Below are 25,977 nucleotides of genomic sequence, written 5' to 3'. Positions count from 1 at the left end.
GCCATGGCGATGTCATTACAAGCAGGAGGATGTGGAGGAAAATGAGTATTTTGGTGCTGCAGGGAAGTAGTCGAGCGGATGGGAATACCGAGCAATTGACCCGGTTGGCCCTTGAGGGACTCCCTCATAAACAGATTCTGCTTCGCGAGCTGTCTATTTTACCGATTCGGGATCAGCGGCATGAACGAGGAGGCTTTGATCCGGTGGCTGACGATTATGAGTCGGTGATCATGGAGGTGCTCCGCCATGACAAGATTATTTTTGCTACGCCGGTATATTGGTATACGATGTCGGGAGTGATGAAGAACTTTATTGATCGCTGGTCGCAGAGTCTGCGGAGTGCTGACTATGACTTCAAGGCGAGCATGGCGCAAAAGAAGGCGTACGTCATTGCGGTCGGAGGAGATGATCCCCGCATGAAGGCGATGCCGCTAATTCAGCAGATGAAATATTGCTTCGAATTTGTCGGGATGTCATTCGAGTCTTACGTTATCGGCAAAGCCAGCCGTCCGGGAGACATCTTGCAGGATACTCGTGCGCTCTCTGATGCCATGCTGCTGAATCGGGAGCTAGGCTCTTAGGGCAACACTCGCCCTACCTTACAGACCTTTGGCCTGAATTTCAGGCTAAGGGTCTTTGTGTTTATATTCCGGTGACAATGCAGGATTATACTAAGGGTGTGGATAATACATATTTAATCATCTAAAAATGCAGATATATGGAGGAGGAACTGCTTTGTCTGAATTGATAAATTTCGCACATCGTGGTGCGGCCGGGCACCGTCCGGAAAATACGATGGTTTCTTTTCGATATGCTTTGGAGCTGGGCGCTACAGGGATTGAGACGGATGTGCAAATGACCCGGGACGGGCATCTGGTATTGATCCATGATGAGTCGCTGCAACGGACAACAGGATCTCCGGCATGGGTAAAGGACATTACGCTGGAGGAACTGCGCCAGCTGGAGGCAGGGTCTTGGTACGATGAAAAGTACAGAGGGGAGCGGATCCCGACACTGGAAGAATTGCTTGAGCTTGTCCGTCAGGCAGAAAGTCGAGTGGTGTTGAATTTGGAATTGAAGAACGGGCTAATTCAATATCCGGAACTGGAGCGGAAAGTGATTGAGGCCGTGAGAGCCTGTGGATTGTCTGAACAGACGGTCATTTCAAGCTTCAATCATTATTCCCTGGTTGAATGTAAAGCCTTGGCACCCGAGATCAAAACCGGCATTCTCTATATGGAAGGGCTGTATGAGCCTTGGAAGTATGCCGGGGCGATTAGGGCTGAGGCGTTGCACGCCATTCAGTATGCCGTGCGTCCGGAATTTGTTGCTGAAGCAACTGCTCATGGGGTGGCCTATCATCCCTTTACGGTTAATGAAATTCACGAGATGACCGCGCTGATTCAGGCGGGAGTGGCCGGGATGATCACCGACTACCCTGACCGTCTGGCCGGCCTGCTGTCAAACAAAACGGGAGCGTGAAGCAATGAAAAAAACATGGCTGCTGGGACTTGGCTTCTTCAGTATCAGCTTGACCTGGGCGCTGTATAATGCCTTTGTACCGCTGTTTTTGGATAACTATCTGAAAAGTGCGGCATTAATCGGGTTTATGATGACCATTGATAATTATTTCGCCATGTTTTTGCAGCCGTGGATTGGACATCGCAGTGATAAAATTCGTACACGCTTCGGGCGCCGCATGCCTTTCCTTCTGATCGGCATGCCGCTTGGGGCGGTATTTGCCTCCTTGATCCCGCTTCATAACAGCTTTGTGACGCTGGTGCTGTTCATGGTGCTGATGAACTTGTCCATGAGTCTGTTCAGAGCCCCTACCGTGGCTCTGATGCCGGATATTACGCCGGAGGCCAAGCGGACCCGGGCCAACGGGATCATCAACCTGATGGGCGGGATCGGTTCGGTGCTGGCGTTTGGTGTCGGCTCCAAGCTCTATGGAATCGGCTCGTTTGTGCCCTTTTTATTTGCGGGAATCACGATGCTGATCTGTATGGCCGTATTGAAGGCGGTAATCAAGGAGCCCATCGTTACAGGGCTTGCGGTGTCTTCCAAGAGTGAGACTCATCCGCCGGTGCGTATTAAGGATCAATTGGACCGGACGACTTTGTTTATCCTTGGGGCTATATTTTGCTGGTTCGTGGCTTATCAGGGCGTGGAGGCTTTATTTACGTTATATGGAACGAAGCATATGGGCATGACGGATGGAGAGGCCTCGTTTTCGCTGACATTTTTCTCGCTGGCCTTTCTGATCTTTGCGCTGCCAAGCGGATGGCTCGGGGCTAAGTTCGGCAAGAAGAAGGTGATCATGGCCGGTGTGGCCGGGTTATTCCTTGTGTTTGCTTCGATCGTCTTTCTCGACTCCATCCTGATGCTGCGGGTCATGTTGATTGTGGGCGGTGTTTTCTGGGCCTGCATTAATATCAATTCCTATCCTTGGGTGATTTCAACCGGTGCAGAGGAGAGTATCGGGACGCGGACCGGGATCTACTATTTTGTCTCCTCGCTTGCGGCCATTACCTCCCCTCCGCTGCTTGGTTGGGTGATTGATGTGTTCGGGTATTCGGCACTGTTCATAAGCGCCTCAGCGGGGCTGCTGTTGGCCTTGTGCTTCCTGCTGGGCGCCTCCTCCGGCGAGCGAAGCGCAGAGGATCGCAGCGCCGCATAAGAAATTTCTTTACTTTAAATGTGAGTTCAAAAAGTCGGCTTTTCAGCACCGAGAAGGTTGCGAGAATCCGAAGAAGGAGGAACGGAGTGTAGGCAGAACCTACATGAGTACCGGACTTCGAGGGTGAACGCAAGATTCGATGTCGAATCAACCTCTTGAACCCCTTCGTGATCAAAAGATGACTTTTTGAACAACCTCTTTAGTGTCAGCTATTTAAAAAGTTTGCTCGGTGCGCTAAAATGGGACATATTATTTTTGAAGGAGGACAAATAAGTGACCAAGGCCATCAGAGCAGGAATTGTAGGTTATGGAAATTTGGGACGAGGCGTGGAGAAGGCGATCCGGCAAAATCCGGATTTTGAGCTTCGTGCTATTTTTTCCCGGAGACATCCAAATGAGGTGGCAGCGTCACAGGGCGTTGTTCATATTTCGGAAGTAGAAAAGTATAAAGGTGAAATTGACGTGCTTATTCTGTGCGGCGGTTCCGCAACTGACCTGCCAGAGCAGGGACCGGAGCTGGCGGCTTTGTTCAATACGGTGGACAGCTTTGATACGCATGCCAAAATTCCGGCGTATTTCGAGGAAGTGAACGTGGCTGCGCTTCAAGGCGGAAATGTCAGCGTCATCTCAACGGGGTGGGATCCGGGCTTGTTCTCGCTAAATCGACTTCTGGCGGAAGCGGTGCTTCCTGAAGGCAAGGAATATACGTTCTGGGGGAAAGGCGTCAGCCAAGGACATTCCGATGCTATCCGCCGCGTAGCCGGAGTGAAAAACGGTGTGCAGTATACGATTCCTGTCGAAGCGGCAGTCGAACGTGTTCGCCGTGGCGAAAATCCGGAGCTAACCACCAGAGAGAAGCATTTGCGTGAATGTTTTGTCGTAGCAGAGGAAGGTGCAGATCGGTCGCAGATTGAGCGTCAGATCAAAGAGATGCCTAACTACTTTGCCGACTACGATACCACCGTTCACTTTATCAGTGAAGAGGAATTGAAGCGTGACCACTCGACCATGCCGCATGGCGGAACCGTGCTGCGTAGCGGAGTAACGGGTGAGAACAATAAGCAAATTGTGGAGTTCGGCTTGAAGCTGGACAGCAATCCCGAGTTCACAGCGAGCGTACTAGTTGCTTATGCGCGTGCCGCCCACCGCTTATCCCAGGAAGGGCAAAAAGGAGCCAAAACGGTATTCGATATTCCGTTCGGTTTATTGTCACAATTTTCACCTGAAGAGCTGCGTCAAAGATTGCTGTAAGGTGTAATAGAATAGATACAAAACATACAACTAAAGGATCTCCTGTCAATCGATAGGGAGGTCCTTTATTTGATTTTAAAATACATACGTAAGTGATTATTATCACAAGAATCTGTGATGAATATGACAAATTTCCGAACTAAAGGCGTGAAGGAAAGGTTTGTGAACAATTATCAAAATCGCCGAAAACGGTCTAATTCAACCGAATTTGCCCTTAAATCGAGAAATTATTGATTAAATAAAAAAATATAACGCTTTTAATTGTAAATATATTACATATATTCCTTTCTATATGAATTGTCAATGAATCGGGGCTTCCCTAACATAATCTTAGAGTGATGTTTGAGCGTGGTTGGGATCCGTCTGACCATGACATGAGAATTCTACAATGAGAAGTCTTACATTATGAAAGGGGAATCGTAATCCTATGAAGAGGAAGGGACTTCTGCTTGCGGTATTTTCGGCCCTGGTGCTCCTGCTGTCTGGCTGCAGCTCGCTGATGGTACTGAATCCCAAGGGACCGGTAGCCAAGACACAGTCGAATGTTATTATCTTTTCGATCATCGTAATGGCGCTTGTACTGCTAGTGGTGTATGTGTTGTACATTTATATGCTGACCAAATACAGAGCTTCCAAGGCAGCGCCTGACTATGAGCCGCCGCATGAGGAGGGCAACAAGTGGTTGGAAATAACCTGGATCGCGATCCCGGTTATTATCGTGGCTGTGCTTTCAGTTGTTACTGTTCGCAGTACGTATGCAGTTGAAACGGTACCGGCTGGGTATGAGGATCAAAAGCCATTAGTCATTTATGCGGCTTCATCTAACTGGAAGTGGCATTTCAGCTATCCGGAGGAAGGCATTGAGACGGTGAACTATGTGAACATTCCTGTAAACCGTCCAATCGAATTCAGACTTTATTCGTACGGACCGATTACCAGCTTCTGGGTGCCGCAGCTTGGCGGACAGAAGTACGCTATGAGTGACATGGTTACGAAGCTAAATTTGGTTGCCGAGCATCCGGGCTCCTTTATGGGCAAGAACTCCAACTTCTCGGGCGAAGGCTTTGCCCATATGGAATTTGAAGTTTACGCTACCTCGACTAAAGAATTTGAGGAATGGATTGACGAAGTGAAGATGACGGCTTCGGATTTGACAGAGGAAAAGTTCCAATCTCTGCTTGATGCGGACCATGTAGGTCGTGAGACCTTTACTTCCACACACCTGGAGTTCAGCCCGGCGCCTGAAGGGGAACATGCAGGACATAATCATGGCAGCACGGATGAAGAGAGCACGGAGATGGATCACTCGGAGATGGATCATTCCGAGATGGATCACTCCGAGATGGAGCATTCGGAACACAACCATGAGTAGCACTTGGAAGGCAGAACATTAACAGCAACTTATGAACGGAAGGGAGCAAGCTTGACATGAAATGGGACGAATTTTTCGTCACCGGCGAGCCGATGATCTATGGCGCGATGGTGAGCATCGTCGTGGCATCACTGGCGATTCTGATCGGCCTGACCTATTTTAAAAAATGGGGCTACTTATGGCGTGAATGGCTGACGACCGTGGATCACAAGCGGATCGGGATTATGTACATCATCTCGGCGCTGCTGATGCTGTTCCGCGGGGGCGTAGACGGGCTCTTGATGCGCGGACAGCTGTCAAGACCGGAGAACGGATTGCTGGATGCCCAGCACTATAATGAGATTTTTACAACGCATGGCGTAGTCATGATTCTGTTTATGGCGATGCCATTTATTATCGGCCTGATGAATGTGGTCGTTCCGCTCCAGATCGGGGCGCGCGACGTGGCGTTCCCTCGGCTGAATGCGGTCAGCTTCTGGCTGTTTTTCGCAGGGGCGATGCTTTTCAACATCTCCTTCGTTATCGGCGGTTCGCCGGACGCGGGTTGGACGGCTTATTTCCCGCTGGCGAGCATTGAGTTCAGCCCGACGGTAGGGAATAACTATTACTCGATTGCACTGCAGATAGCGGGGATCGGTACGTTGATGACCGGGATCAACTTCATTGTCACGATTCTGAAAATGCGTGCCAAAGGCATGACATTGATGAAGATGCCGATGTTTACCTGGTCTGTCTTGATTACTTGTGTCATTATTCTGTTTGCCTTCCCGGTATTGACCGTGGCCTTGGCACTGATGATGTTCGACCGCTTATTTGGCTCTCAGTTCTTCACGATGGCCAATGGCGGGATGGATATGCTCTGGGCCAACCTGTTCTGGGTCTGGGGGCATCCGGAAGTATATATCGTTATTCTTCCTGCGTTCGGGATTTATAGTGAAATTATCTCGACCTTCTCGCGCAAAAATCTGTACGGCTATAAATCGATGGTATGGAGTATGGTCGTCATCTCGCTCCTGTCCTTCGTGGTATGGGCGCATCACTTCTATACGATGGGACACGGCGCGATGGTCAACGGGGTCTTCTCGATCACGACGATGGCGATTGCGGTTCCTACAGGTGTGAAAATATTCAACTGGCTATTTACGATGCACAAAGGCAAGATCGAGTTTACGACGCCGATGCTGTATGCGCTCGCCTTTATCCCGATCTTTACGATCGGCGGCGTCACGGGCGTCATGTTGGCGATGGCCAGCGCCGACTATCAGTATCATAATACGATGTTCCTGGTGGCGCATTTCCACTATGTATTGATTCCGGGTACGGTATTTGCCGTTATCGCCGGCTTCTACTACTGGTTCCCTAAGCTGTTCGGCTTCCGGCTTAACGAACGTCAGGGCAAGCTTGCTTTCTGGACGATCGCGATCAGCTTCAACGTAACCTTCCTGCCGCTGTTCTTCCTCGGACTGAACGGGATGACGCGCCGGATGTACACTTATTCGGAAAGCACCGGCTATGGTCCGTTGAACTTGATTGCATCCATAGGTGCGGTGGGATTGGCTATCGGATTTATTATTCTGGTGTATAACATTTACTGGAGCTTCCGTTATGCGCCAAGAGATACTACAGGCGATCCTTGGAACGCACGGACACTGGAGTGGAGCACCCATAGCCCGGTTCCGGAGTATAACTTCGCGATTGAACCGACGGTTACAGGACTCGACCCATTCTGGGAAGCGAAAAAAGGCGGACATAAATTGTATCAAGGTAAGCTTGAAGAAATCCATATGCCGAATAACAGCGGCCAGCCGGTGATTTTGGCCATACTGTTCTTCTTCTGGGGCTTCTTCATGGTATTCAGCTGGTGGACTCCAGCCATTATTTCCGGGATCGGCATTCTGATCATGCTTGCAGTTCGTTCCTTCGAACGCGATCATGGGCGTCATATTCCGGTGAAAGAAATTCAAGAGACCGAGTCAAGATTGCGGGGTGAACAAGTATGAAGCTAGATAATACACTGCCGCTGGAGTACCGTTCCGAGGAGAATAGCAATCGGATTCTTGGCTTCTGGATGTTCCTTGGCGCTGAAATTGTTCTGTTTTCAACTCTGTTTGCCGTGTATTTTGCGCTGTGGAACCGGACGGGGAACGGCCCGGGCGGTCATGAGATTTTCGAGATTGGACCTGTATTGATTGAAACGTTTGTCCTGTTGACGAGCAGCTTCACAATTGGTCTGGTGATTAACAGTATGCGTCTGGGGTTGAAAAAGCCCGCGCTCCTATTCTTTGGAATTACGCTTGTGCTTGGTCTGGTGTTCCTTGGCGTTGAAATCATGGAATTCGTTACCTATGTGCATGAAGGAGCAACGCTGCAGACGAGCGCATTCCTGTCCAGCTTGTTTGTACTTCTCGGTACGCACGGCCTCCACGTGACCTTGGGTCTGCTGTGGGGCGGCGGACTGTTGCTGCAGATCAAGAAGGAGGGCTTCACGCTCGATACTTCGAACAAGACCTTTATCTTTTCGCTGTATTGGCACTTCCTTGACGTCGTCTGGATCTTCATCTTCAGCTTCGTATACTTGAAAGGAATGATGTGACATGAGTGACATGAAAAAATTGTTCCCGATTCAGCACATTCTGGGCTATGTATTATCCCTGCTGCTGTCGGTTGTTGCCCTGTCCGTAGTCTTCCTGGATATGTCTGCGGCAGTAGGCATGACGATCCTCATCATCAGCGCGGCGATTCAAATGGGCGTCCAGCTCTTCCTGTTCATGCATATCGGGGAGAACGGCTCCAAGACGGCACTTTACACTAACCTCATCTATGCCTTGTTTGTAGGCCTGGTGACGATATTCGGAACCCTGTTCACGATGATCTGGGGCTACCAGTAATCGATCGGGAGAGCCTGAGGCTTGGATGAACATGAGTTAGCAGATTTGAATAGAGATGAATTGTCAGGACCCTGAAGCATCCTTGTGATGCTCAGGGTCTTTACTATTTTGCGTTGAACTGAAGAAGTGAGGTAGAAGGGCATAAGTGCTTTTGAGCGTTTGTTTCTCTGCATGAACTCCCAAGCCAGTAATTTAAGTGCTTTTCGGCACTTGTTTCACCACATGAACTCCCAAGCCAGCAATTTAAGTGCTTTTGAGCATTTGATTCACGGCATGAATGTCCCTGCCAGAAATTTAAATGCTTTCAAGCATTTGTTTCGCTACCGACATTACCGTAACGCAAGTTGTGAGGACTGTTGGCTTGAGCTGCAGTGTACAAAAGTCCAAGGTGATTGTGCGAACAAAGTCAGCATGAAGTATTTGCAGCTAAAAACCAGGCAAGACAAAAGCCCCGTAGTGAAGAGGGCAATGCCTTTGGCAGTAAGGTGCAAGCTCGAGTCCTGAACCTGTGTTTGGTGATATAAGGATTTACTTAAGATAGCAGGCGTAGACGCCAAAAACCAAGGAGCTAAGCGGTCTATTTTTACTTAGCTCCTTGGTTGTTTATGAATATCACAATGTCTATATCATGCTAGTAGCATGACCCGAAAGTGAAGGTTCCATGTCCTATCGTGAAATATAATAGGGATTGAGAGCTTCCTCCGGCAAGACGGAGAAGTATTCTATATGAGTTGAATTCAAAAACTACTTCAAAGGGCATAAGTGTAAAGTGTTACGAAGAAACGATAGTGTTCGCCTTTGAAAGCGGATTTCTACCTTATCCTAATTAAGTTGAATCAGAGAATTCCGCGAACAACAGCGATCGTAGGAACACTTTACACGTTGCCCCTGGAAGTAATTATATTGATTCAACTTATACAGCACGCTAAATACGATTCAGACAGGAGTGCAATGGATGCAGTTCACGAACCCCGTTATCCCCGGCTTCTATCCTGACCCCAGCATCTGCCGGGTCGGTGAGGACTATTATTTGGTTACAAGCACGTTTGAATATTTTCCGGGCATACCTATTTTTCATAGTAAGGATCTGGTTCATTGGCGGCAGATCGGCCATTGTTTAACTACCGAAGAGCAGCTGCTGCTTTCAGGTTCAGGGAATTCTAGCGGCATCTATGCGCCCACCCTTCGTTATAATAAGGGATGGTTCTATATGGTGACCACCAATGTGGGCGGAATCGGAAATTTCTACGTGAAGACGAGGAATCCGGAAGGTCCTTGGTCCAAGCCGATAACGGTTGCTCAGGATGGCATAGACCCTTCCCTGTTGTTCGACGACGATGGCCGCGTGTACCTTCAATCCGCGCGTATCGGCGGTATTTATCAATGTGAAATCGAGATCGAGACGGGAAGCTTGCTGACCGAAAGCCGCCTGATCTGGAAGGGGGCCGGCGGAGCGCATCCTGAGGCCCCGCACTTATACAAAATCAAGGATTACTATTACTTGATGATCGCCGAGGGCGGGACTGAATACGGCCATATGGTGACCATTGCCCGGAGCACAGATCCGTACGGTCCCTATGAATCCTTCTCCGATAATCCCATTCTTTCGAACCGGAGCATGGACATTTCAATACAAGCTACCGGCCATGCGGATCTGGTCCAAGCCCAGGACGGCAGTTGGTGGGCGGTATGCCTGGGAATAAGACCGGTATCCTATCCGTATCGCCACCATCTGGGCAGAGAAGTATTTCTTGCGGGCGTATCCTGGATGGAGGACGGATGGCCGATCATCGGCAATCATGGTCATATTCATCCCGTCATGGAGGCTCCCGAGCTCCCCGAGACTCGTTGGCCTGAGAAGCCGGTAAGAGATGATTTCGACGAATCCCGTCTGGGCTGGGAATGGGCCTTTTTGCGGAATCCGAAGCCGGGCAGCTGGTCGTTGGAAAAGCGCCCTGGATATCTGACCTTATATGGTCAACCAGTGACGTTGAGCGATTACGGTTCTCCAGCCTTTGTCGGGCGCCGGCTCAGTCATTTCTCCAGCCGCATACAAGCAGCGATAGAATTTGAGCCGTTGAACGAGGGGGAAGAGGCGGGATTAACCATATACATGAACAGCAAGTATCATTATGAGCTCGCTGTAAGACTCGAAGGAGGCCGGAAGGTTCTGGTATTCCGGCGGACGGTCGGCTCGATGAAGGTAGAGGACCTTCGCGATTGCCCGGAGGGGAGTGGCGTGCTGCAAATCCGCGCGCTTCCGGAGAGGTTCGAAGCCTTGTTCCTTACGATGAAATCGCAGGTGCTTGAGATGGGCTGGGGCGAGTCGCATTTGCTGTCTACGGAAATCGCCGGCGGCTTTACAGGGGTCTTTATTGCGATGTATGCAACAAGTCCTTCAGAGCATGCGACTCCGGCGTATTTCGACTGGTTCGACTACGAACCGGTGAGCTAGTTCACCGGTTCTTCCGATAGGCTTGCGGCGACACGCCGTAAGCCTTTTTGAATTGGCGGGTAAGATAATTGCTGTCATTAAATCCGCAGGTATAAGAGATCTCCGTGACGGATAAGTGGGTCTGCTTGAGGAGCATACAGGCTCTTTCAAGACGAAGCCGTTGAAGGTAAGAGATCGGCGTGGTCTGATAATAGGCCTTGAAAATCCGGTTCAAATGCCGAATGGAAATATTGGATTTCGCAGCGATGCGTTCCAGCGTAATCGGCTCGAGGTAGTGATCTTCAATGTAGGAGACGGCATTCGCCAGATGCATCATGGCACTGTCCAGATCCTTTTCACCATGGTCATAATGTCTTGATAAGTAAACGACGAGTTCCATAAAGCGCGAAGTAAGCATCGTTTGACGGCCGGGAAGCCGGGATTCGTATTCCTCGATCATGGCAGCGACCAGATGCGCCACATACTCCAGACTGGACATGGTCAAGCTCAATTTGCTTTTATACGTCGTAATGTTCCGATAGAAAGGTTCCAGAATAAACAGTGCTTGAAAGCCGTTCAGCGTTCGCAGATCCTGGGCGGCGGATTCAAGCAACTCCGGTTTATACATAATGTTGCAGATCCTGAAGTCCTGAGGCTCTTTATAGGCATGGGAGGTGCTGCCGTTAATGACAAACACATTGCCCTTCTTGATAAAAGCTTCTTCATTATTCACGATATGTGTGGCATGCCCGTTCAGGACAATGACCAGCTCGGAGAAATCCTCATGGTTATGGGTGTTGGTGTCTTCATCATGGCCTCCATATTGAATGAAGAAAGGGAAATCCTCATCCATTGTAAACCAGTTCAAGTAGACGTTCGTCATGACCTCAATGCCCCCTTAGCCTGCATACATGTCTATATCATGCTATTGGATGACTTGAAAATCAAGGTTCGGTCTTATTCGGTACGCTAGAATAATACCTGTAAGCAAGACCACCATTCGCCGGCCATGATGGTTCGCTTCGATGAAAGTAAGCGCATTCAATTGAAATGAATCGGGAGATAGACAGGGGGAAGGATGATTAGATGCGAAGCTTGAACAAAAAAATTGGAGTTTTTGCACTGGCTGGCATGTTGCTCATGTCTGCAGGCTGCGGTAATTCAGGGGATAATGCCGTGGATTCAAATTCGGGGAATCGAACCGGCGGAGATGAGAATAGTCCGATCTCATTTACCTTTTTTGGTGCTGATGCAAGCCCGAACTGGAATAACATGAAGGATGAAGTCGGCAAGGAAATCACCGCTAAAACCGGAGTTACCCTGAATGCGGAGTTTGATGTTGGCAGCGGCGGCGGCCAGGATAAAATTTCACTTATGGCGGCCAGCGGCGATTATCCTGATCTTATTTTTGCAAAAGGCGAGCTCGGCAAGCTGGTAGACAGTGAGGCGATTATCGACCTTACGGAACTGATCGAGGAGCATGCCCCTAATATTAAAAAGCTGATGAGCGAAAATATGAACCGCATGAAATACAGTATTGAGGATCAGGCGATCTATTCAATTCCGACCAATATCGGCGTTGGACAGCAATATTTTGATGCCGTAAACGGCTTCCAGATTCAGCATCGCGTGCTGAAGGAGCTTGGTTATCCGGAAGTCAAAACGATCGATGACTTTGAGAACGTACTTAGAGCCTATGTGGAGAACCATCCGACCACGGACGGACAACCGACGATTCCTCTCACGCTGAATGCGGATGGCTGGAAAATGATGATAACCGTAACGAATCAAGCCAATAACACTACGAATGGAATGAATGACGGCGAATATCATGTGGATCCTGAAACCTATGAAGCGGTGCTTCATTATAAACGACCGGTTGAACGGGAATATTTCCGCTGGTTGAACAAGCTGTATCATAACGGATTGCTGGATAAGGATTCCTTTGTCCAAAAAGAAGATCAATACAAAGCCAAAATCGCCAGCGGCCGTGTCCTGGGTCTGACCTCAGTGGATTGGGAATACGGTGAAGCGGAGAATGCACTGAAAGCCGCGGGCAAACACGAGTACACCTACGCGCACTTTCCGGTGACGCTGAGTGAAGAATACAAGGACCATGCGATGCAGTCTTTCGGAGTGGACGGCTACGGAATCAGTATTACAACCGCTTGCAAAAATCCGGTGCGTGCGATCAAGTTCATTGACTGGCTGGCATCGGACGAGGGCCAGGTGCTGAGAAACTGGGGAATCGAGGGGAAACACTATAACGTGGAAGATGGCGTTCGTGTCATCCCTGAGGATGTGCTCAATCGAAAAGTAAACGATACCAACAATTTTGCCAAGGAGACGGGGATTGATCTATACACCATCTTCGGACCGCGTTACGGGGATGGCGTGAAGGATGCTACAGGCAACTACTATACAACCAATTTCCCGGAGCAGATTATCGCCAGTTATTCGGAGGTTGAAAAAGAAACTCTCGCTGCTTATAACGCCACGACCTGGAAGGATCTGTTCCCTAGTGAGGAGGAGCTTCCGGTCAAAGAGTGGGGGGCCTTGTACAATATGCAGGTTCCGACGGATGGAGACTATCAGGTTATCTATCAGAAAACACAGGATATTATCCAAAAGAGAATTCCAGCAGCCATCTTGGAAGCGCCGGATAAGTTCGATCAGGTGTATGATGAATTCCTCGCCAAATTAGATAAGGCTGGAGCTAGAGAAATGGAAGAGCAATACACGGCGCTGGTAAAAGCGAGAGTTGAGCTCTTTACAGGCAAGGCTATCGATTAAATCTGGACAGCAGATACGTTCTCCGGTAGTCCCTCGTCATAGCGAGGCATTACCGGATTTTTTATGCATGCGTAACCTGCTCGTGCGTCGAAACAAGCGCGGAAAGAAAGTTGCCAAATGCTCTTTATCTGTGCGAGTGGATACATAGATTGAATAGCAGGTGTGAAAAATAAAAAAGAAAGTCTCTTTACATACCCCCTGGGGGTATAGTATGATGTACTCAACGGCAGGAAGTTTGATGTGAATGGACTGTTGTTCCCTGGACAAAAGGATGGGGAGGAGGAAGTGAAGATGGTGAATGAACAAGAGTTAAGCAAGCTATCTGGTCATGGTGCTGCCGGACATCAGGATCAAGCTGCCAAGCCGGAAGCATGTTGTTCTCATGAGGCTGGCGAGCATGCTCATGCAAGGCACAGTCACCACTCTGATGCGGTGAAGAGCAATCTGATCAGCAGGTTGAACCGGGTTGAGGGACAGATTCGCGGAATTAAAGGGATGATTGAGAAGGATACCTATTGCGATGATGTGCTCAATCAGATTGCGGCTGTTCAATCGGCTTTAAATAGTGTGGGCAAGCTCCTTCTGGAGGGACATATGAAGAGCTGCGTGATCGAACGCATTCAGGCGGGAGAGACAGAAGTAGTTGATGAGCTGTTGTTAACCGTTCAGAAGCTGATGAAGTAGTAGGAAATTGAACTTCCTTTATAAAACTTTTAGGAGGATGAATAAGGTGTCGAATGTAACCTTGAAGGTAGAAGGAATGTCCTGTAACCATTGCGTAAAGTCTGTGGAAGGCGCGGTAAAAGAGCTTGGCGCTGAAGCGAAGGTAGATCTGGCTGCAAAGAGTGTCACGGTAGCTTACGACGCGGATAAGGTTACGGTTGAAGCGATCAAGGGAGCCATTGAAGAGCAAGGCTATGACGTGGTAGGCGAATAGACAGAAAGAAATTTCTGTCGCCTTCTATATACCCCCTAGGGGTATGGAGCATCGAAAGGAAGTGTGGGTATGGAAACGGCAAAGACAAATCCTGCGGCCATTGATCAAGCGGCAACCCTGCAAATTACGGGGATGACTTGCGCGGCCTGCGCCAACCGGATCGAGAAGGGTCTGAACCGGATGGAAGGCGTGGAGGCCAATGTCAATTTTGCGCTGGAGACAGCTCAGGTTAAGTATACATCTGGTCAAGTGTCGATGGATGACATCTTGAAGAAGGTGAGCCAGCTCGGGTATCAGGCGGCTCTGAAGCAATCCGAGCAGGACACGGATGAGGCAAGAAAGGCGGAGATCCGCAAGCAAAAGTTTCGGTTGATCGTCTCGGCGGCACTGTCCTCTCCGCTCCTGTGGGCGATGGCCGGGCATTTTTCGTTCACCTCGTTTATCTGGACCCCCGAGCTGTTCATGAATCCGTGGTTCCAGCTCATTCTGGCCACACCGGTTCAGTTCCTGATCGGAGGAACCTTCTATATCGGGGCTTATAAGGCCCTGCGCAACAAGAGCGCCAACATGGATGTGCTGGTTGCGCTGGGGACGTCGGCGGCGTATTTCTACAGTCTGTATCTCAGTCTGGACAGCTTGTCGATGAGCCACGGACATACCCCCCAGCTGTATTATGAAACGAGCTCGGTGCTGATTACGCTGATCCTGCTGGGCAAATGGTTCGAGGTGCTGGCAAAGGGACGGTCCTCCCAAGCGATCAAAACCTTGATGGGTTTGCAGGCGAAGACGGCGCTGGTGCTTAAGGACGGGGCAGAGATCAGCGTGCCGATTGAAGAGGTTGTGCCCGGAGACGTAATTATTGTAAAGCCGGGGGAAAAGATCCCGGTCGATGGCGAGGTTGTCTTCGGCACGTCGGCGGTGGATGAATCGATGCTGACCGGCGAGAGCATTCCTGTAGAGAAGCGGGAGGGCGATGCTGTCATCGGCGCTACCGTCAACAAGAATGGCTCGCTCCGCATCCAGGCGACCAAGGTCGGCCGCGAGACCGCACTGGCCCAGATCATCCGGGTTGTGGAGGAGGCACAAGGCTCCAAGGCGCCGATTCAGCGGGTGGCGGATGTCATCTCCGGCATCTTCGTGCCGATTGTCGTCGGGATCGCGTTGGTAACGTTCCTCGTCTGGTTCTTTATCGTTGAGCCGGGCAGCTTTGCGGGGGCGCTGGAAAAAGCAATCGCAGTGCTTGTCATCGCCTGCCCGTGCGCATTGGGTCTGGCAACGCCGACCTCGATCATGGCGGGTTCGGGCCGTGCGGCCGAATACGGCATCCTGTTCAAGGGCGGCGAGCATCTGGAAAGCGCTCAGGCGCTGGACACGATCGTGCTGGATAAGACCGGCACGATCACGCGCGGCCAGCCTGAGCTGGAGAGCGTCGTTCCTGCCGATGGCTGGAACGAGGCGGACCTGCTGCGCCTGGCCGGTGCGGCCGAGCGCAGCTCGGAGCATCCGCTCGCGGAAGCGGTGATCGCCGGGGCCCGTGCACCGGGCCACGAGCTGCCGGAGGCTTCCGCGTTCGAGGCGGTGCCGGGCCATGGCATCGCCGCCGTAGTGGAGGGCCGCCGCGTGCTGGCCGGAACGCGCCGCTTGATGGCGCGTGAGGGCGTGGACGCCGGCACGGCCCTGGACGGGATGACGGCCCTCGAGGAGGCCGGCAAGACCGTGCTGCTCTTGGCCGTCGACGGGCAGTACGCCGGCATGCTGGCCGTGAGCGACCAGGTGAAGGACAGCTCGCGGCAGGCGGTAGCCCGTCTGAAGGAGCTTGGCCTTCGGGTGGTCATGATCACGGGCGATAATGAACGGACCGCCAAGTCGATTGCCGCCGAGGTCGGCATCGATGAGGTGCTGGCCGAGGTGCTGCCGGAGGGCAAGGCAGCCGAAGTGAAGCGCCTGCAGGAGCAGGGCCGCAAGGTTGCGATGGTCGGAGACGGCATCAACGATGCGCCTGCCCTCGCCATGGCCGATGTCGGCATTGCCATCGGTACGGGCACCGACGTGGCGATGGAGGCCGCGGATGTGACGCTGATGCGTGGCGACCTGGAAGGCGTGCCGGATGCGATTCTGATGAGCAAGCGCACGATGCGCAACATCAAGCAGAATCTGTTCTGGGCGCTCGCCTATAACTCCATCGGCATACCGGTCGCTGCGGCGGGCTTCCTGGCCCCATGGCTGGCGGGGGCGGCTATGGCTCTCAGCTCGGTATCGGTGGTTCTCAACGCGCTTCGCTTGCAGAGAGTGAAGCTGTAGGTATCGGTAATTGGAATATGGAAGGACTAACACATAAAGCCTTTCCCGCACCGGAGTGATTCCGGCAAGGGAAAGGCTTTATGCGCTTCAACCATTCTTAACGATAATTCTCCCGAATGACTCCATGCTCCTCCAGGGCCGCGATAAAATACCGCATAAGCCGTACTCCTTGATTCAAGCTGTCGGCATCGGGTTTTTTGCTCGCTTCCGTCAAGGTTAGCAGCAGCCTGCGATCCTTTGTTTTCAGCGAGATATAAGCGTCCGGCTTGCTCTCCAACACTTCCTGAAGCCCTTCGAACTTCAACAGCTGACGGAGCAGGCTAGGGTGAGTGGCTTTGGCGTGAAAGCTCTTCTGCATCGCAGAATTCGGCATAGACGCATCCTTCAGCTCCGAATGAAACGGAATAAAGATTAGCCGATTGACCTTGCACAGATGAAACTGAAACTTTCTTCGAGGCTGAAAGGAGTACTGGATACTCGTAATGAGCTGGGAGGACTCGGAGCCGGAATCTTTTATGGTGACATATAATGTTCCGCGCCCGTGCCCCAGCTCGATGCGTACATGCTGTCCGGTATACTTCCAGTTTTTGAAGGAAGCGGGAACGAAGGAGCCGCCTCCGGTCTGGGCAAATTGCTGCAGCACAGTCGTGGCCTTGGATACCCACCAAGGCTTATTAAGCTTCTTACTCGTCTTCGTCTGCATGATCCTTGACCTCCTTGCCGGGAGCGCGCTTCGGAGAAGGCAGCCGTCCCTCTTTCCTTAGAGCCTCCCGCAGCAAATATTCGATATGGCCGTTCACGCTTCGGAATTCATCCGCCGCCCAGCGCTCCAAAGCTTCATACAACATTGGGTCAAGACGCAAAGGGAAGCTTTTTTTAGCTGGCATCGTCTGGATGTCCCTTAGTACAGCGAGCTTGTATTAATGACCGGCTGGGCGGAGCGGTCGGCCACGACGGCAACAAGCAGATTGTTGATCATAGCTGCTTTGCGCTCATCATCCAGTTCGACGACATTGTCGCTTTGCAGGCGCTCGATAGCCATTTGTACCATGGTAACGGCACCGTCGACAATTTTCTCGCGGGCGGCGATGATGGCCTCGGCCTGTTGGCGCTGCAGCATGGCGCTTGCGATTTCAGTGGAATAAGCCAGGTGGGTGAGACGGGATTCAATGACCTTTACGCCGGCAATTTCAAGCCGCTTTTGCAGCTCCTCGGTCAGCTCCAGTGCAATTTCTTCGGTGTTGCCCCGCAAGGAGAAGCCCGTACCGTCCGGTTGATCATAAGCGTATTTGCTGGCTACATGGCGCAGTGCCGTCTCGCTTTGAATTTCGACAAAAGTCTCGTATTCATCAACCTCGAACAAGGCGGCCGCCGAGTCCACGACGGAGAAGACAACGACCGTTGCGATCTCGATCGGATTTCCGTTCACATCATTCACCTTCAGCTTGGCACTGTTGAAGTTGCGAACGCGGAGCGATACCGCTTTGCGTGTGGAAAATGGAATCGAAAGATAGAAGCCGCTCTTGCGGATGACCCCCAGATATCGACCGAAGAAGGTCAGGACGCGGGCCTGGTTCGGCTGTACAATGGTAAGTCCGGTTAGCAGAATAAACGCAATCGCACATGCGATAATCCCGACAATCAGCGGGAGTGTGGATTGAAGGGAGATCAGATAGCCTCCTGCGACGCCGATAAGAACAATAAACAGCAGGCCAGCAAACCCGTTCAAATAGGACAACTCTTTCTCTTTTAACATAGCGAGCACTCCTTATAGTGGGATATTAATTTGATATTTTAATGATATCACTTTTGTATATTAATGTAAATAGGTAACTTCGGGATAGAGACAAACATATGTTCTGTGTTATGATAATTAAGCGACTAAGCAGGAAAGGAAGGATCAGATAGATGAATATAGCGGTATATTGCGGAGCAAGTTTGGGCAACTCGCCTGTTTATCAGAAGGCGGCGGTTGAGATTGGGGAGTGGATCGCCCGTCAGGGTCATGTGCTGGTTTATGGCGGCGGAAGAGCAGGATTGATGGGGATATTGGCGGATACCGTTTTGAGTCATGGCGGAGAGGTTATTGGGATTATTCCGGGCTTCCTGCGCGACCGTGAGCTGGCCCATCCTCATCTGACGGAGCTGATCGTGGTAGATTCCATGCCGGAGCGCAAGAAATATATGATGGATTTAAGCAAGGCGTATCTGGCCCTGCCTGGCGGTCCCGGTACTCTGGAGGAGATTACGGAATGCGTCTCTTGGGCGAGAATCGGACAGAATGAGCATCCGTGTATTTTTTATAATAAAAACGGGTACTACGATCATGTGGATTCCTTTTATAGCAAAATGGTGGATGAAGGCTTCTTGAGTACGGAAGATCGGAGTAAAATCCTGTTTTCAGATTCGATCGGGCAAATTGAGGCTTTTATTGAAAGCTACATACCGCCCGGCATTCGGCAATATCAAGTGTAATAGGAAGGACGTTCAACGCAGCACACCCTATTCATTAGTTCATTGAAGGGAGCGAAATCCGATATGAATGACACGATCTCATTATTGATGAATCATCGCTCGATCCGGAAGTATTCGGATGCACCGGTGACGAAGGAGCAGGTAGAGACGATTGTTGCCGCAGGGCAGATGGCCTCCAGCTCCAGCAATGTGCAGGCGTATACGGTGATTGCAGTTACGGACCCGGAGCAAAAGGATAAGCTGAAGGAGCTGTGCGGACAGCAGACTTACATCGCAGAGTGTCCGGTGTTTCTGGTCTGGTGCGGTGATTTGTCACGTTTGAAGCGCGCTGCTGAGCGTCATCATCCCGAGGCGCAAAGCTACGAGCAGACGACGGAAAACTTCATTGTGGCGACCGTGGATGCGGCGCTTGCAGCACAGAATGCGGCAGTGGCTGCGGAATCACTGGGACTTGGCATAGTCTATATTGGCGGTATCCGGAACCACAGTCAGGAGGTGTCCGAGCTGCTGGGTCTGCCAGAGCTGGCCTATCCGGTATTCGGCATGTGTCTCGGCTACCCCGATCAGAACCCCGGACAACGGCCACGGCTGCCGCAGGAAGCGGTGCTCCATTGGGAACAGTACCGCCCGCAGCAAGGGGAGGCCGCTGTGGAGCGGTATGATGAGGTCATGGCGGAGTACCTGCGGGAGAGAACCGGTGGTGCGAAGGATACGCCATGGTCGCTCCTGATGGCGGAGAAGCTTGTTCACCCGTCCCGGGCGCATATGAAGTCATTTTTGCGGGATAGGGGATTCCTTAAGGAATAGCATCAAGCCTGCAGGCGAGGGCGGAAAAACAGGTAAACGGCGGTGAAGCAAGCGCCCATCGTCATGAGGAATAGGCCTCCGGCCAGTCCAAGCATCCTCGGGGTGAGAACCTCCAGCAGAAATCCGCTCAGAAACATAGAAATGCCCATGATCGTGTTCTGCATGGAACCGAGTATGCCCATGAATCTTCCTCTCAGGTACTCCGGTACGGTATTCATCAGAAGGGTCTGGTTGCAGGCTCCGCCGATACTGGAGATGGCAGCTGTCAGCACCATAAGTCCAGCGGCAATCAGCATAGAACCGCTCTGGCTGACGAGGATATGGCATATTCCTTCGGCGAGCAGCGTGAGGATCGCGGCGATCCGAAGCTGACCGGCGAATCTTCCGGTCAAGGCTGAACCAGCGACAAGCCCGATGCCTAGCGCCCCGTACATGAGCCCGATTCCAAAATCACCCGCATGGAACACCTCTGTGGCATATATGCTGAGCAAAATATTAAAGATCCCGTCACCGATCGGCCATACCGCAAAGATAAAGAGCATGAGTCGCAGGTAGGGAGAGGCGGCAAGCAAGGACTTGAATTCAGCCCATCCCTGTCTGCGTGCCATCGGCTCTAATTGTGAATGATCCAGGGAGCCTGGGGAGGCTGATTGTGGCTGAGCGTGCTCGTCATGCTGCGCAGTCCTGGATAGCTGAGGCAGCCTCGCCAGCAGCAGTGCGGATATCAGGAAGGATACGGCATTACACAAGAACGAGGCCTCCGAACCGAGCCAGACCGCCACCGCGCCCCCGGTTACGGAGCCGAAAATTAAAATAAAGCCGGTCATTACCTCTTCCAGGCTGTTGATTTTCAGGAGATGCTCCTTCCTGACCAGAAGCGGGATTGCTGACATCCGGGCGGGAACATAGAGAGCTTCTCCGGCAGACAGCAGGAACATGGATAACCAGATGATCCAGATGTCCCCAACGTCTCTGACGAATACCGGAAGCAGGGCGAAGACGGCCCTGATGAGGTCCGCAGCAATCATTAATCGCTTCTTGGGGAAACGGTCTGCCAACCAGCCGCCAAGCGGCGCAAAGATCAGATAAGGAACGAGCCGGATTGCGAACGCGATTCCTACGGCAAGCCCGGAGCCGGTTAATGACAACAGAAGCCCCAGCACAGCCACCTGGCTAATGCGATCGCCAATTCCGTTCACGATTCCAGCCCCGAATAATTTTGCATAATCTCTTTCGTGGTGAAGTACTCCTTTTCGAATAAGCATGATAACTCCTTACTATTAAGTAAATTTAATAACAATCTAATTTGATATATATCTAATTAATATTTCAAAAAAGTAGGGAAGCCATCAAGGCTTCTCCCAGATTTCCCGAGGGTTCAATTCATAAATTTCATTCTCCCGGTACATGTATTGATGCATTATAAATTCGCGCCGGATCGTCGCATAATCCTCGTGGTATTGCTTGATATACTCATTAATCTCTTTCTCTGTATACTTCGTGTTCGGCTTCAAGCCCTCGACCAGATGCTCGAGCACGATCCGCTTCTTCTTCTGCTGGGCCGGCAAATGCTTGAGCCTGCCTTCCTTGGTAAAGAAATTCTTGATAACCGTCTGTTTCTGCAGGGCCAGGTCTCCGGCAGGCTCACGAGAAGAAGGCTCCGCTCCGCCGCCCCCGATGCTTAATATCGCTTCCGCCTGCAGATTCAGGCTCTTCTCATTCAAATAGAAATAAATCGTATTCTTCTCTCTGCGTTCGTAAATGAGGTCCGCCTCCCTTAATTTAGTCATGTGATGAGTAATCGTCGGAGGGGACACTCCCAGCTTTCCGGCCAAGGCCTGACCATGAAGGGGACCGTTTCTTAGCAAAGCAACTATACGTACACGGGTAATATCGCCCATCGTCTTATGGAACTGAACAATACGATCAATCTGCATTTCGATCCCTCCTTAACAAATTAAACATTCATCTAATTAGAATATAATTAAATTACCATGATCGGGTTTACAAGTCAATCGACAAAGTTGCAGGTAATTTTATATGCAACTAAAGGCCTGTTTTTGGCGAAAAGCTGGTATTTTGAAAGATTGTTGTCGCTTATTTCTATGCATTTAATAACTTTTGACCTATAATGTAAAAGTGTTCCAAAAGTAGAAGAGAAAATATAACGACTTGTGAAACAGGTATTAGGAGGCAGGCTGTTGGTTGCTTCAAGTATCAACGTGGATAATTCGGGATGGGAACGGGGTCCGGAAGCGAAAATATGGATTAAGAAGCTGAGAGATACGCATCCGGATATCTATCACCATTCGTCGCGCTTGGCCATGCTGGCCGAGAAGATAGCTGTTCCATTGGAGCTGAGCGAGGAGGCCGCAGGCCAGTTGAGCCGAGGATGCTTTCTGCATGATATCGGTAAGACGGCCATCTCTCGGGAATTGATCACGCAAAGGGATAGCTTTAATGAGGAGCAATGGAAGATCATCCGCAGTCATCCGGAGATCGGTGCGAAGATGCTAGAGGGAGACCCCGGCTTTGGCCCCGAGATCATCTCGATTGTAAGGCATCACCATGAGCGGTGGGATGGCAGAGGATATCCCGACGGGCTTGCAGGTACGAATATCCCGCTTGGGGCTCGGATCTGTGCGGTGCTTGATGCCTTTGATTCCATGACATCAAACAAAATATATCGGAGAAGAATCAGTCTGAGCGAGGCGAGACTCGAGCTGATCCGCAATGCCAACGCTCAGTTTGACCCGGAAATCGTGCATGCAATGATGGAAATATCGGAACAGACGCTGAATATATATTCCTTATAATAAATAAATGAAGCCAATCCGAGTGGGAAATGCAGCTCAGATTGGCTTTTTGCGTTGTTGTTCAACCATGCGTTCACTGACCTCGCGCTTAAGCCTGAGAAATTCGGGATCATTGGCAATATCCTTGCGGCGGGGCCGCTCAAAGGGGACAGCTACCTTATGGATAATGGAGGCGGGTCGATTGGAGAACAGGTAGACCGTGTCCGAGAGCAAGAGGGCTTCCTCAATGCTGTGTGTGATGAGCAAGACCGAACGGCGTTGTTCCTCCCATAGCTCCAGCAGCCATTCCTGCATTTCATGACGGGTTAATTCATCCAGCGAGCTGAAGGGCTCGTCCAGACAGAGCAGCTCCTGCGGAGCAATCAGACCGCGCAGGAAGGAGGCGCGTTGCTGCATTCCTCCGGACAGCATGTGAGGATAAGCTTTCTCGAAGCCTTTTAATCCGGCCTTCGCTATCCAGTTCTCCGCCTCGGCGCGAACATGCTGATCGATACCTCCGGAGATTTCTCTTGCCAGCAAAATGTTATCACGGGTCGTTCGCCAGGGAAATAGTGCAGGCCTCTGCGGAACATAGCTGATATAGCCCCGCTCTCCAGTCACATCTTGTCCGTGTATCCGTACAAGCCCCTGTTCCGGCCGAAGCAGACCGCCAATCACATGAAAGAGCGTGCTTTTTCCGCTGCCGGAGGGTCCGATAATGGAGACAAACTGACCGGAGGGCACAGTGAGGGAGATATCATTCAATACGGGCAGGCGCTGTGAACCATCGGCGAACGCAAGGCTGATGTTCTGAAGCTCAAGCGCAGCGGCTGGAAGATTCGGTTGCTGGGATTGAATCATGTTCATTGAATTCCCCTCATTTCTGTTTATCCTCTGTTGGATTGTAGCGGATCAGCCATTTCTCAAGCAAAGCGACCAATGCAAACATGGCGAGACTGACGATGACAATCACTGCGATGGCAACGAAAGTGCGGTCTGTCCGGAATGATGCTTTTTGCAGCATCATATAATATCCGATTCCTTTGTCCGCCCCGATCCACTCGGCAATAATGGCCCCCATAACGCTATAGGTTGCCGCGATCTTCAATCCGGAGAAAATCGATGGCAGCGCGTGAGGAACCTCCAGCTTGGTGAAGATAGCCTGTCTCGATGCCCCGGACATTCGCATATAGTCAAGCATAACCCGGTCCGTGCGCGTCAGTCCGTCCATGGCGGCTACGGCGACAGGGAAGAAGCAGACAAGTGTGATGACGATAATCTTCGGCAGCAGCCCGAACCCGAACCAGATCATCAGAAGCGGTGCGAGCGCAATCGTAGGTACATTTTGGCTCAGGATGATTAGCGGGTATAAGGCGGATTTTAGAAAAGGAATATAGTGCAGCAGAAAAGCAACCAAAAGCCCGACAACACTCCCGATAACAAAGCCAAGCAGCATTAGGCGAAGCGTTGCGAAGGTATGGACCCAGAGGCCAGCGGCTTCAGATACGGCCTGATCGGCAATGGTTGAAGGGCTGGGCAAAACCCACTGTTCAATATTAAATAGCGAGGTGGATACTTGCCATACCAGTATAAACAGGATGACCGCCGCAAGCGGCGGCCAAATCCTGTTCCAGAGACGGCGGGAATTCATGGACGGTATTTCTCGACCAGCTTATCCATGCTGACGCCTTTCTCAGGATTGTATACAATTTTAACCTGCGAAATGATGCTGTTGCTTCCGAATTCAGCGACCGCTGCATTCATCTTTTTCACGATTTCCAGCAGCTCATCCAGGTCTCCTTCCATCGTTGTCTCCAAGGCATTGACCTGATATTTGACCCCGGAGCTCTGGATAACCTCGATGGCACGATCTACATAAGGAATGGAATCCTCACCGTTAGGTGTCTTAGGAATAATCTGAATACTGAGCAATGTGTTTGACATAGCGAACATCCTCTCTTGAATTAATTTGATTAAGTTATCTGTAGAAGTTGAACAGAAGAATTTTACGCTGGGGGCAACGTATGAAGTGTCCTTACGATCGCTGTTGTTCGAGGATTTCTTTGATTAAACTAAGCCATCCATAAGGTAGAAATCCCACTCACAAAGGCGACCGCTTACGAGCGTATGCTCTCGATGTAGCTTTCTTACAGAAAGCTTTCACTACAGAACACATCATACTTATGCCCTTTTACGTAACTTCTAAGTTCAACATAAATAACTTCTGCTAAATTCAGTTCGTCTCAGGTAAAAAGTCGTTCGTAAAGGCGCTGTCGATATCCAGCTCTTGCTCGATCAGTCCGCGCTCGTACATCCAGTCGGAATAGTTCTTCCAGACTTCCGGCTTTTGTTCTCCCCAACGTGGTGCATCATCCTGATATTTCGGACTTAGCCATTTCTGGCTGGCATGCACCAGTTCTTTGTCCAACTCGGGTACAGCCTTCAGCAGCAGATCTGCAGATTCCTCCGGATGCTCGGCTGCATACTGATAACCCTTGGAGGCAGCACGCATGAATGCCCGCACCAGGTCCGGATCATTTGCAATAGTCTTCTCATTGGTGACGATGACCGGCGTATAGTAGTCCAGTTGGTCCGAATAATCTTTAATATATTGCATGTCCAGCGGTTCTCCGCGCAGCTCGGCCTCAATTCCGGTCCACGCATAGAAGATCCACGCAAAATCAATATCCCGCTTCACGGCTGTGAAGTAGTCTGCCTCACCAATATTGACGAGCTTGACCTTGGATATATCGCCGCCGTCCACATCCATAATGGACTTCATAATCGCTTCCTCGACAGGGGATCCCCAGCCGCCGTAAGTTTTACCTTCGTAATCCTTAGGCGATTTGATTCCGCGATCTACCGGAGCCGCGAAGCCTGACGTGTTATGCTGGATAACCGCCGCGATCGAGACGAGCGGAACCCCTTGCAAGCGGCTCTGGGTCACGTTCTCCTGAACGCTTACGCCGAAGGGCACTTCATCGGAAGCAACCATAGCATCTGCGCCGCCCGAGCCCGGGAGCGCGATCTCTACGTTCAATCCTTCCGCTTCGTAATACCCCAATTCTCTGGCGGCATAAAGTCCGGTGTGATTCGTGTTGGGGCTCCAGTCCAGCACAACGGTTACGTCCTTCAGGGCTGCTTGCCCATTTGTTCCTTCAGAGCTGTCTGTAGTGCTGCCCTGATTTCCGCAGCCCGCAAGCATGGCTGCAATCAAGACGGCCATAGCGAGCGGGAACAGCGT

Annotated in this window: 26 protein-coding genes; 16 read left to right on the top strand and 10 right to left on the bottom strand. The window is 51.0% G+C overall.

The window, feature by feature from the left end; all coding sequences use genetic code 11:
• Positions 1 to 41: 41 nt before the first annotated feature.
• From TX85_RS15090 to TX85_RS15045, 9 genes are all read left to right on the top strand, one after another.
• Positions 42 to 581, top strand: coding sequence for a flavodoxin family protein (locus TX85_RS15090; RefSeq protein ID WP_044480340.1), 540 nt, complete (start codon positions 42 to 44; stop codon positions 579 to 581).
• A 154-nt stretch (positions 582 to 735) separates the two neighbouring features.
• Positions 736 to 1,482: a glycerophosphodiester phosphodiesterase gene (locus TX85_RS15085; RefSeq protein WP_044480339.1), complete on the top strand. Its 747-nt coding sequence runs from the start codon at positions 736 to 738 to the stop codon at positions 1,480 to 1,482.
• A gap of 4 nt (positions 1,483 to 1,486) precedes the next feature.
• Positions 1,487 to 2,680, top strand: a complete 1,194-nt coding sequence (locus tag TX85_RS15080) for an SLC45 family MFS transporter (RefSeq protein ID WP_044480338.1) — start codon at positions 1,487 to 1,489, stop codon at positions 2,678 to 2,680.
• Between the two features lie 273 nt (positions 2,681 to 2,953).
• Positions 2,954 to 3,931, top strand: coding sequence for a diaminopimelate dehydrogenase (locus TX85_RS15075; RefSeq protein WP_044480337.1), 978 nt, complete (start codon positions 2,954 to 2,956; stop codon positions 3,929 to 3,931).
• 427 nt (positions 3,932 to 4,358) lie between these two features.
• Positions 4,359 to 5,303: a cytochrome aa3 quinol oxidase subunit II gene (gene qoxA / locus TX85_RS15070; protein WP_044480336.1), complete on the top strand. Its 945-nt coding sequence runs from the start codon at positions 4,359 to 4,361 to the stop codon at positions 5,301 to 5,303.
• Positions 5,304 to 5,359: 56 nt separating this feature from the next.
• The gene (gene qoxB, locus TX85_RS15065; RefSeq protein ID WP_044480335.1) at positions 5,360 to 7,303 is read left to right on the top strand and encodes a cytochrome aa3 quinol oxidase subunit I; all 1,944 of its coding nucleotides are present in this window, start codon (positions 5,360 to 5,362) and stop codon (positions 7,301 to 7,303) included.
• Positions 7,300 to 7,896, top strand: a complete 597-nt coding sequence (locus tag TX85_RS15060; protein WP_044480334.1) for a cytochrome c oxidase subunit 3 — start codon at positions 7,300 to 7,302, stop codon at positions 7,894 to 7,896. The genes qoxB and TX85_RS15060 overlap by 4 nt, the downstream gene beginning before the upstream one ends.
• Before the next feature lie 10 nt (positions 7,897 to 7,906).
• A complete protein-coding gene (gene qoxD / locus TX85_RS15055; RefSeq protein ID WP_044480827.1) occupies positions 7,907 to 8,191 on the top strand; it encodes a cytochrome aa3 quinol oxidase subunit IV in 285 nt (94 codons plus the stop codon).
• A gap of 955 nt (positions 8,192 to 9,146) precedes the next feature.
• Positions 9,147 to 10,646 (top strand): glycoside hydrolase family 43 protein, encoded by a 1,500-nt coding sequence (locus tag TX85_RS15045; protein ID WP_044480332.1) that lies wholly within the window; start codon positions 9,147 to 9,149, stop codon positions 10,644 to 10,646.
• Position 10,647: 1 nt separating this feature from the next.
• On the opposite strand, the gene TX85_RS15040 is transcribed toward TX85_RS15045, so the two are convergent.
• Positions 10,648 to 11,508, bottom strand: coding sequence for a helix-turn-helix domain-containing protein (locus tag TX85_RS15040; protein ID WP_044480331.1), 861 nt, complete (start codon positions 11,506 to 11,508; stop codon positions 10,648 to 10,650).
• Between the two features lie 203 nt (positions 11,509 to 11,711).
• Between TX85_RS15040 and TX85_RS15035 the strand changes: the two genes are divergently transcribed.
• The 4 genes from TX85_RS15035 (at position 11,712) to TX85_RS15020 (ending at position 16,656) form a co-directional block, all read left to right on the top strand.
• On the top strand, positions 11,712 to 13,418 hold the full coding sequence (locus TX85_RS15035; protein WP_044480330.1) for an ABC transporter substrate-binding protein: 1,707 nt from the start codon (positions 11,712 to 11,714) through the stop codon (positions 13,416 to 13,418).
• Positions 13,419 to 13,709: 291 nt separating this feature from the next.
• On the top strand, positions 13,710 to 14,102 hold the full coding sequence (locus TX85_RS15030) for a metal-sensitive transcriptional regulator (protein ID WP_044480825.1): 393 nt from the start codon (positions 13,710 to 13,712) through the stop codon (positions 14,100 to 14,102).
• A gap of 46 nt (positions 14,103 to 14,148) precedes the next feature.
• Positions 14,149 to 14,355 carry a copper ion binding protein gene (locus TX85_RS15025; RefSeq protein WP_071784209.1) on the top strand — a complete coding sequence of 69 codons (207 nt, stop codon included), beginning with the start codon at positions 14,149 to 14,151 and terminating at the stop codon, positions 14,353 to 14,355.
• 69 nt (positions 14,356 to 14,424) lie between these two features.
• Positions 14,425 to 16,656, top strand: a complete 2,232-nt coding sequence (locus TX85_RS15020; protein WP_044480328.1) for a heavy metal translocating P-type ATPase — start codon at positions 14,425 to 14,427, stop codon at positions 16,654 to 16,656.
• A 97-nt stretch (positions 16,657 to 16,753) separates the two neighbouring features.
• Here the strand turns inward: TX85_RS15020 and TX85_RS15015 are convergent, their stop codons facing one another.
• From TX85_RS15015 to TX85_RS15005, 3 genes are read right to left on the bottom strand one after another with little or no spacing between them, the layout of a single operon-like run.
• Positions 16,754 to 17,359, bottom strand: a complete 606-nt coding sequence (locus TX85_RS15015; RefSeq protein ID WP_044480327.1) for a hypothetical protein — start codon at positions 17,357 to 17,359, stop codon at positions 16,754 to 16,756.
• Entirely contained in the window at positions 17,340 to 17,543 is a 204-nt protein-coding gene (locus TX85_RS15010; RefSeq protein WP_044480326.1) for a hypothetical protein, read from the bottom strand. Before TX85_RS15010 ends, TX85_RS15015 begins: the two co-directional genes overlap by 20 nt.
• A 14-nt stretch (positions 17,544 to 17,557) precedes the next feature.
• On the bottom strand, positions 17,558 to 18,412 hold the full coding sequence (locus TX85_RS15005; protein ID WP_044480325.1) for an SPFH domain-containing protein: 855 nt from the start codon (positions 18,410 to 18,412) through the stop codon (positions 17,558 to 17,560).
• Between the two features lie 152 nt (positions 18,413 to 18,564).
• Here TX85_RS15005 and TX85_RS15000 point away from each other — a divergent pair, with 152 nt between their 5' ends.
• Positions 18,565 to 19,131 carry an LOG family protein gene (locus tag TX85_RS15000; protein WP_044480323.1) on the top strand — a complete coding sequence of 189 codons (567 nt, stop codon included), beginning with the start codon at positions 18,565 to 18,567 and terminating at the stop codon, positions 19,129 to 19,131.
• A gap of 63 nt (positions 19,132 to 19,194) precedes the next feature.
• Positions 19,195 to 19,938, top strand: coding sequence for an oxygen-insensitive NADPH nitroreductase (nfsA, locus tag TX85_RS14995; protein ID WP_044480321.1), 744 nt, complete (start codon positions 19,195 to 19,197; stop codon positions 19,936 to 19,938).
• Between the two features lie 2 nt (positions 19,939 to 19,940).
• Here nfsA and TX85_RS14990 read toward each other — a convergent pair whose 3' ends face one another.
• Positions 19,941 to 21,203 (bottom strand): MFS transporter, encoded by a 1,263-nt coding sequence (locus tag TX85_RS14990; RefSeq protein ID WP_044480320.1) that lies wholly within the window; start codon positions 21,201 to 21,203, stop codon positions 19,941 to 19,943.
• An 84-nt stretch (positions 21,204 to 21,287) separates the two neighbouring features.
• On the bottom strand, positions 21,288 to 21,875 hold the full coding sequence (locus TX85_RS14985; RefSeq protein ID WP_044480319.1) for a DUF2087 domain-containing protein: 588 nt from the start codon (positions 21,873 to 21,875) through the stop codon (positions 21,288 to 21,290).
• A 264-nt stretch (positions 21,876 to 22,139) separates the two neighbouring features.
• Here TX85_RS14985 and TX85_RS14980 point away from each other — a divergent pair, with 264 nt between their 5' ends.
• On the top strand, positions 22,140 to 22,754 hold the full coding sequence (locus TX85_RS14980; RefSeq protein ID WP_049894980.1) for an HD-GYP domain-containing protein: 615 nt from the start codon (positions 22,140 to 22,142) through the stop codon (positions 22,752 to 22,754).
• 36 nt (positions 22,755 to 22,790) lie between these two features.
• On the opposite strand, the gene TX85_RS14975 is transcribed toward TX85_RS14980, so the two are convergent.
• The 4 genes from TX85_RS14975 to TX85_RS14960 form a co-directional block, all read right to left on the bottom strand.
• Positions 22,791 to 23,600: an ABC transporter ATP-binding protein gene (locus TX85_RS14975; protein WP_044480318.1), complete on the bottom strand. Its 810-nt coding sequence runs from the start codon at positions 23,598 to 23,600 to the stop codon at positions 22,791 to 22,793.
• Between the two features lie 10 nt (positions 23,601 to 23,610).
• Positions 23,611 to 24,384, bottom strand: a complete 774-nt coding sequence (locus TX85_RS14970) for an ABC transporter permease (RefSeq protein ID WP_044480317.1) — start codon at positions 24,382 to 24,384, stop codon at positions 23,611 to 23,613.
• Positions 24,381 to 24,677: a thiamine-binding protein gene (locus TX85_RS14965; protein ID WP_044480316.1), complete on the bottom strand. Its 297-nt coding sequence runs from the start codon at positions 24,675 to 24,677 to the stop codon at positions 24,381 to 24,383. The genes TX85_RS14970 and TX85_RS14965 overlap by 4 nt, the downstream gene beginning before the upstream one ends.
• A gap of 289 nt (positions 24,678 to 24,966) precedes the next feature.
• On the bottom strand, positions 24,967 to 25,959 hold the full coding sequence (locus tag TX85_RS14960; protein ID WP_101781181.1) for an ABC transporter substrate-binding protein: 993 nt from the start codon (positions 25,957 to 25,959) through the stop codon (positions 24,967 to 24,969).
• Positions 25,960 to 25,977: the final 18 nt, after the last annotated feature.

The organism is Paenibacillus antibioticophila (assembly GCF_000455265.1).
Taxonomy (GTDB): Bacteria; Bacillota; Bacilli; order Paenibacillales; family Paenibacillaceae; genus Fontibacillus; species Fontibacillus antibioticophila.
Note: the sequence above shows the minus strand (reverse complement) of the source record. Positions and strands in the feature narration are given on the sequence as shown.

Coding starts and splice junctions, on each gene's coding strand:
- TX85_RS15090 (WP_044480340.1), top strand. CDS start 42: ATGAGTATTTTGGTGCTGCAGGGAAGTAGTCGAGCGGATGGGAATACC.
- TX85_RS15080 (WP_044480338.1), top strand. CDS start 1,487: ATGAAAAAAACATGGCTGCTGGGACTTGGCTTCTTCAGTATCAGCTTG.
- qoxA (WP_044480336.1), top strand. CDS start 4,359: ATGAAGAGGAAGGGACTTCTGCTTGCGGTATTTTCGGCCCTGGTGCTC.
- qoxB (WP_044480335.1), top strand. CDS start 5,360: ATGAAATGGGACGAATTTTTCGTCACCGGCGAGCCGATGATCTATGGC.
- TX85_RS15060 (WP_044480334.1), top strand. CDS start 7,300: ATGAAGCTAGATAATACACTGCCGCTGGAGTACCGTTCCGAGGAGAAT.
- qoxD (WP_044480827.1), top strand. CDS start 7,907: ATGAAAAAATTGTTCCCGATTCAGCACATTCTGGGCTATGTATTATCC.
- TX85_RS15045 (WP_044480332.1), top strand. CDS start 9,147: ATGCAGTTCACGAACCCCGTTATCCCCGGCTTCTATCCTGACCCCAGC.
- TX85_RS15040 (WP_044480331.1), bottom strand. CDS start 11,508: ATGACGAACGTCTACTTGAACTGGTTTACAATGGATGAGGATTTCCCT.
- TX85_RS15035 (WP_044480330.1), top strand. CDS start 11,712: ATGCGAAGCTTGAACAAAAAAATTGGAGTTTTTGCACTGGCTGGCATG.
- TX85_RS15030 (WP_044480825.1), top strand. CDS start 13,710: ATGGTGAATGAACAAGAGTTAAGCAAGCTATCTGGTCATGGTGCTGCC.
- TX85_RS15020 (WP_044480328.1), top strand. CDS start 14,425: ATGGAAACGGCAAAGACAAATCCTGCGGCCATTGATCAAGCGGCAACC.
- TX85_RS15015 (WP_044480327.1), bottom strand. CDS start 17,359: ATGCAGACGAAGACGAGTAAGAAGCTTAATAAGCCTTGGTGGGTATCC.
- TX85_RS15010 (WP_044480326.1), bottom strand. CDS start 17,543: ATGCCAGCTAAAAAAAGCTTCCCTTTGCGTCTTGACCCAATGTTGTAT.
- TX85_RS15005 (WP_044480325.1), bottom strand. CDS start 18,412: ATGTTAAAAGAGAAAGAGTTGTCCTATTTGAACGGGTTTGCTGGCCTG.
- TX85_RS15000 (WP_044480323.1), top strand. CDS start 18,565: ATGAATATAGCGGTATATTGCGGAGCAAGTTTGGGCAACTCGCCTGTT.
- nfsA (WP_044480321.1), top strand. CDS start 19,195: ATGAATGACACGATCTCATTATTGATGAATCATCGCTCGATCCGGAAG.
- TX85_RS14990 (WP_044480320.1), bottom strand. CDS start 21,203: ATGCTTATTCGAAAAGGAGTACTTCACCACGAAAGAGATTATGCAAAA.
- TX85_RS14985 (WP_044480319.1), bottom strand. CDS start 21,875: ATGCAGATTGATCGTATTGTTCAGTTCCATAAGACGATGGGCGATATT.
- TX85_RS14975 (WP_044480318.1), bottom strand. CDS start 23,600: ATGAACATGATTCAATCCCAGCAACCGAATCTTCCAGCCGCTGCGCTT.
- TX85_RS14970 (WP_044480317.1), bottom strand. CDS start 24,384: ATGAATTCCCGCCGTCTCTGGAACAGGATTTGGCCGCCGCTTGCGGCG.
- TX85_RS14965 (WP_044480316.1), bottom strand. CDS start 24,677: ATGTCAAACACATTGCTCAGTATTCAGATTATTCCTAAGACACCTAAC.
- TX85_RS14960 (WP_101781181.1), bottom strand. CDS start 25,959: ATGGCCGTCTTGATTGCAGCCATGCTTGCGGGCTGCGGAAATCAGGGC.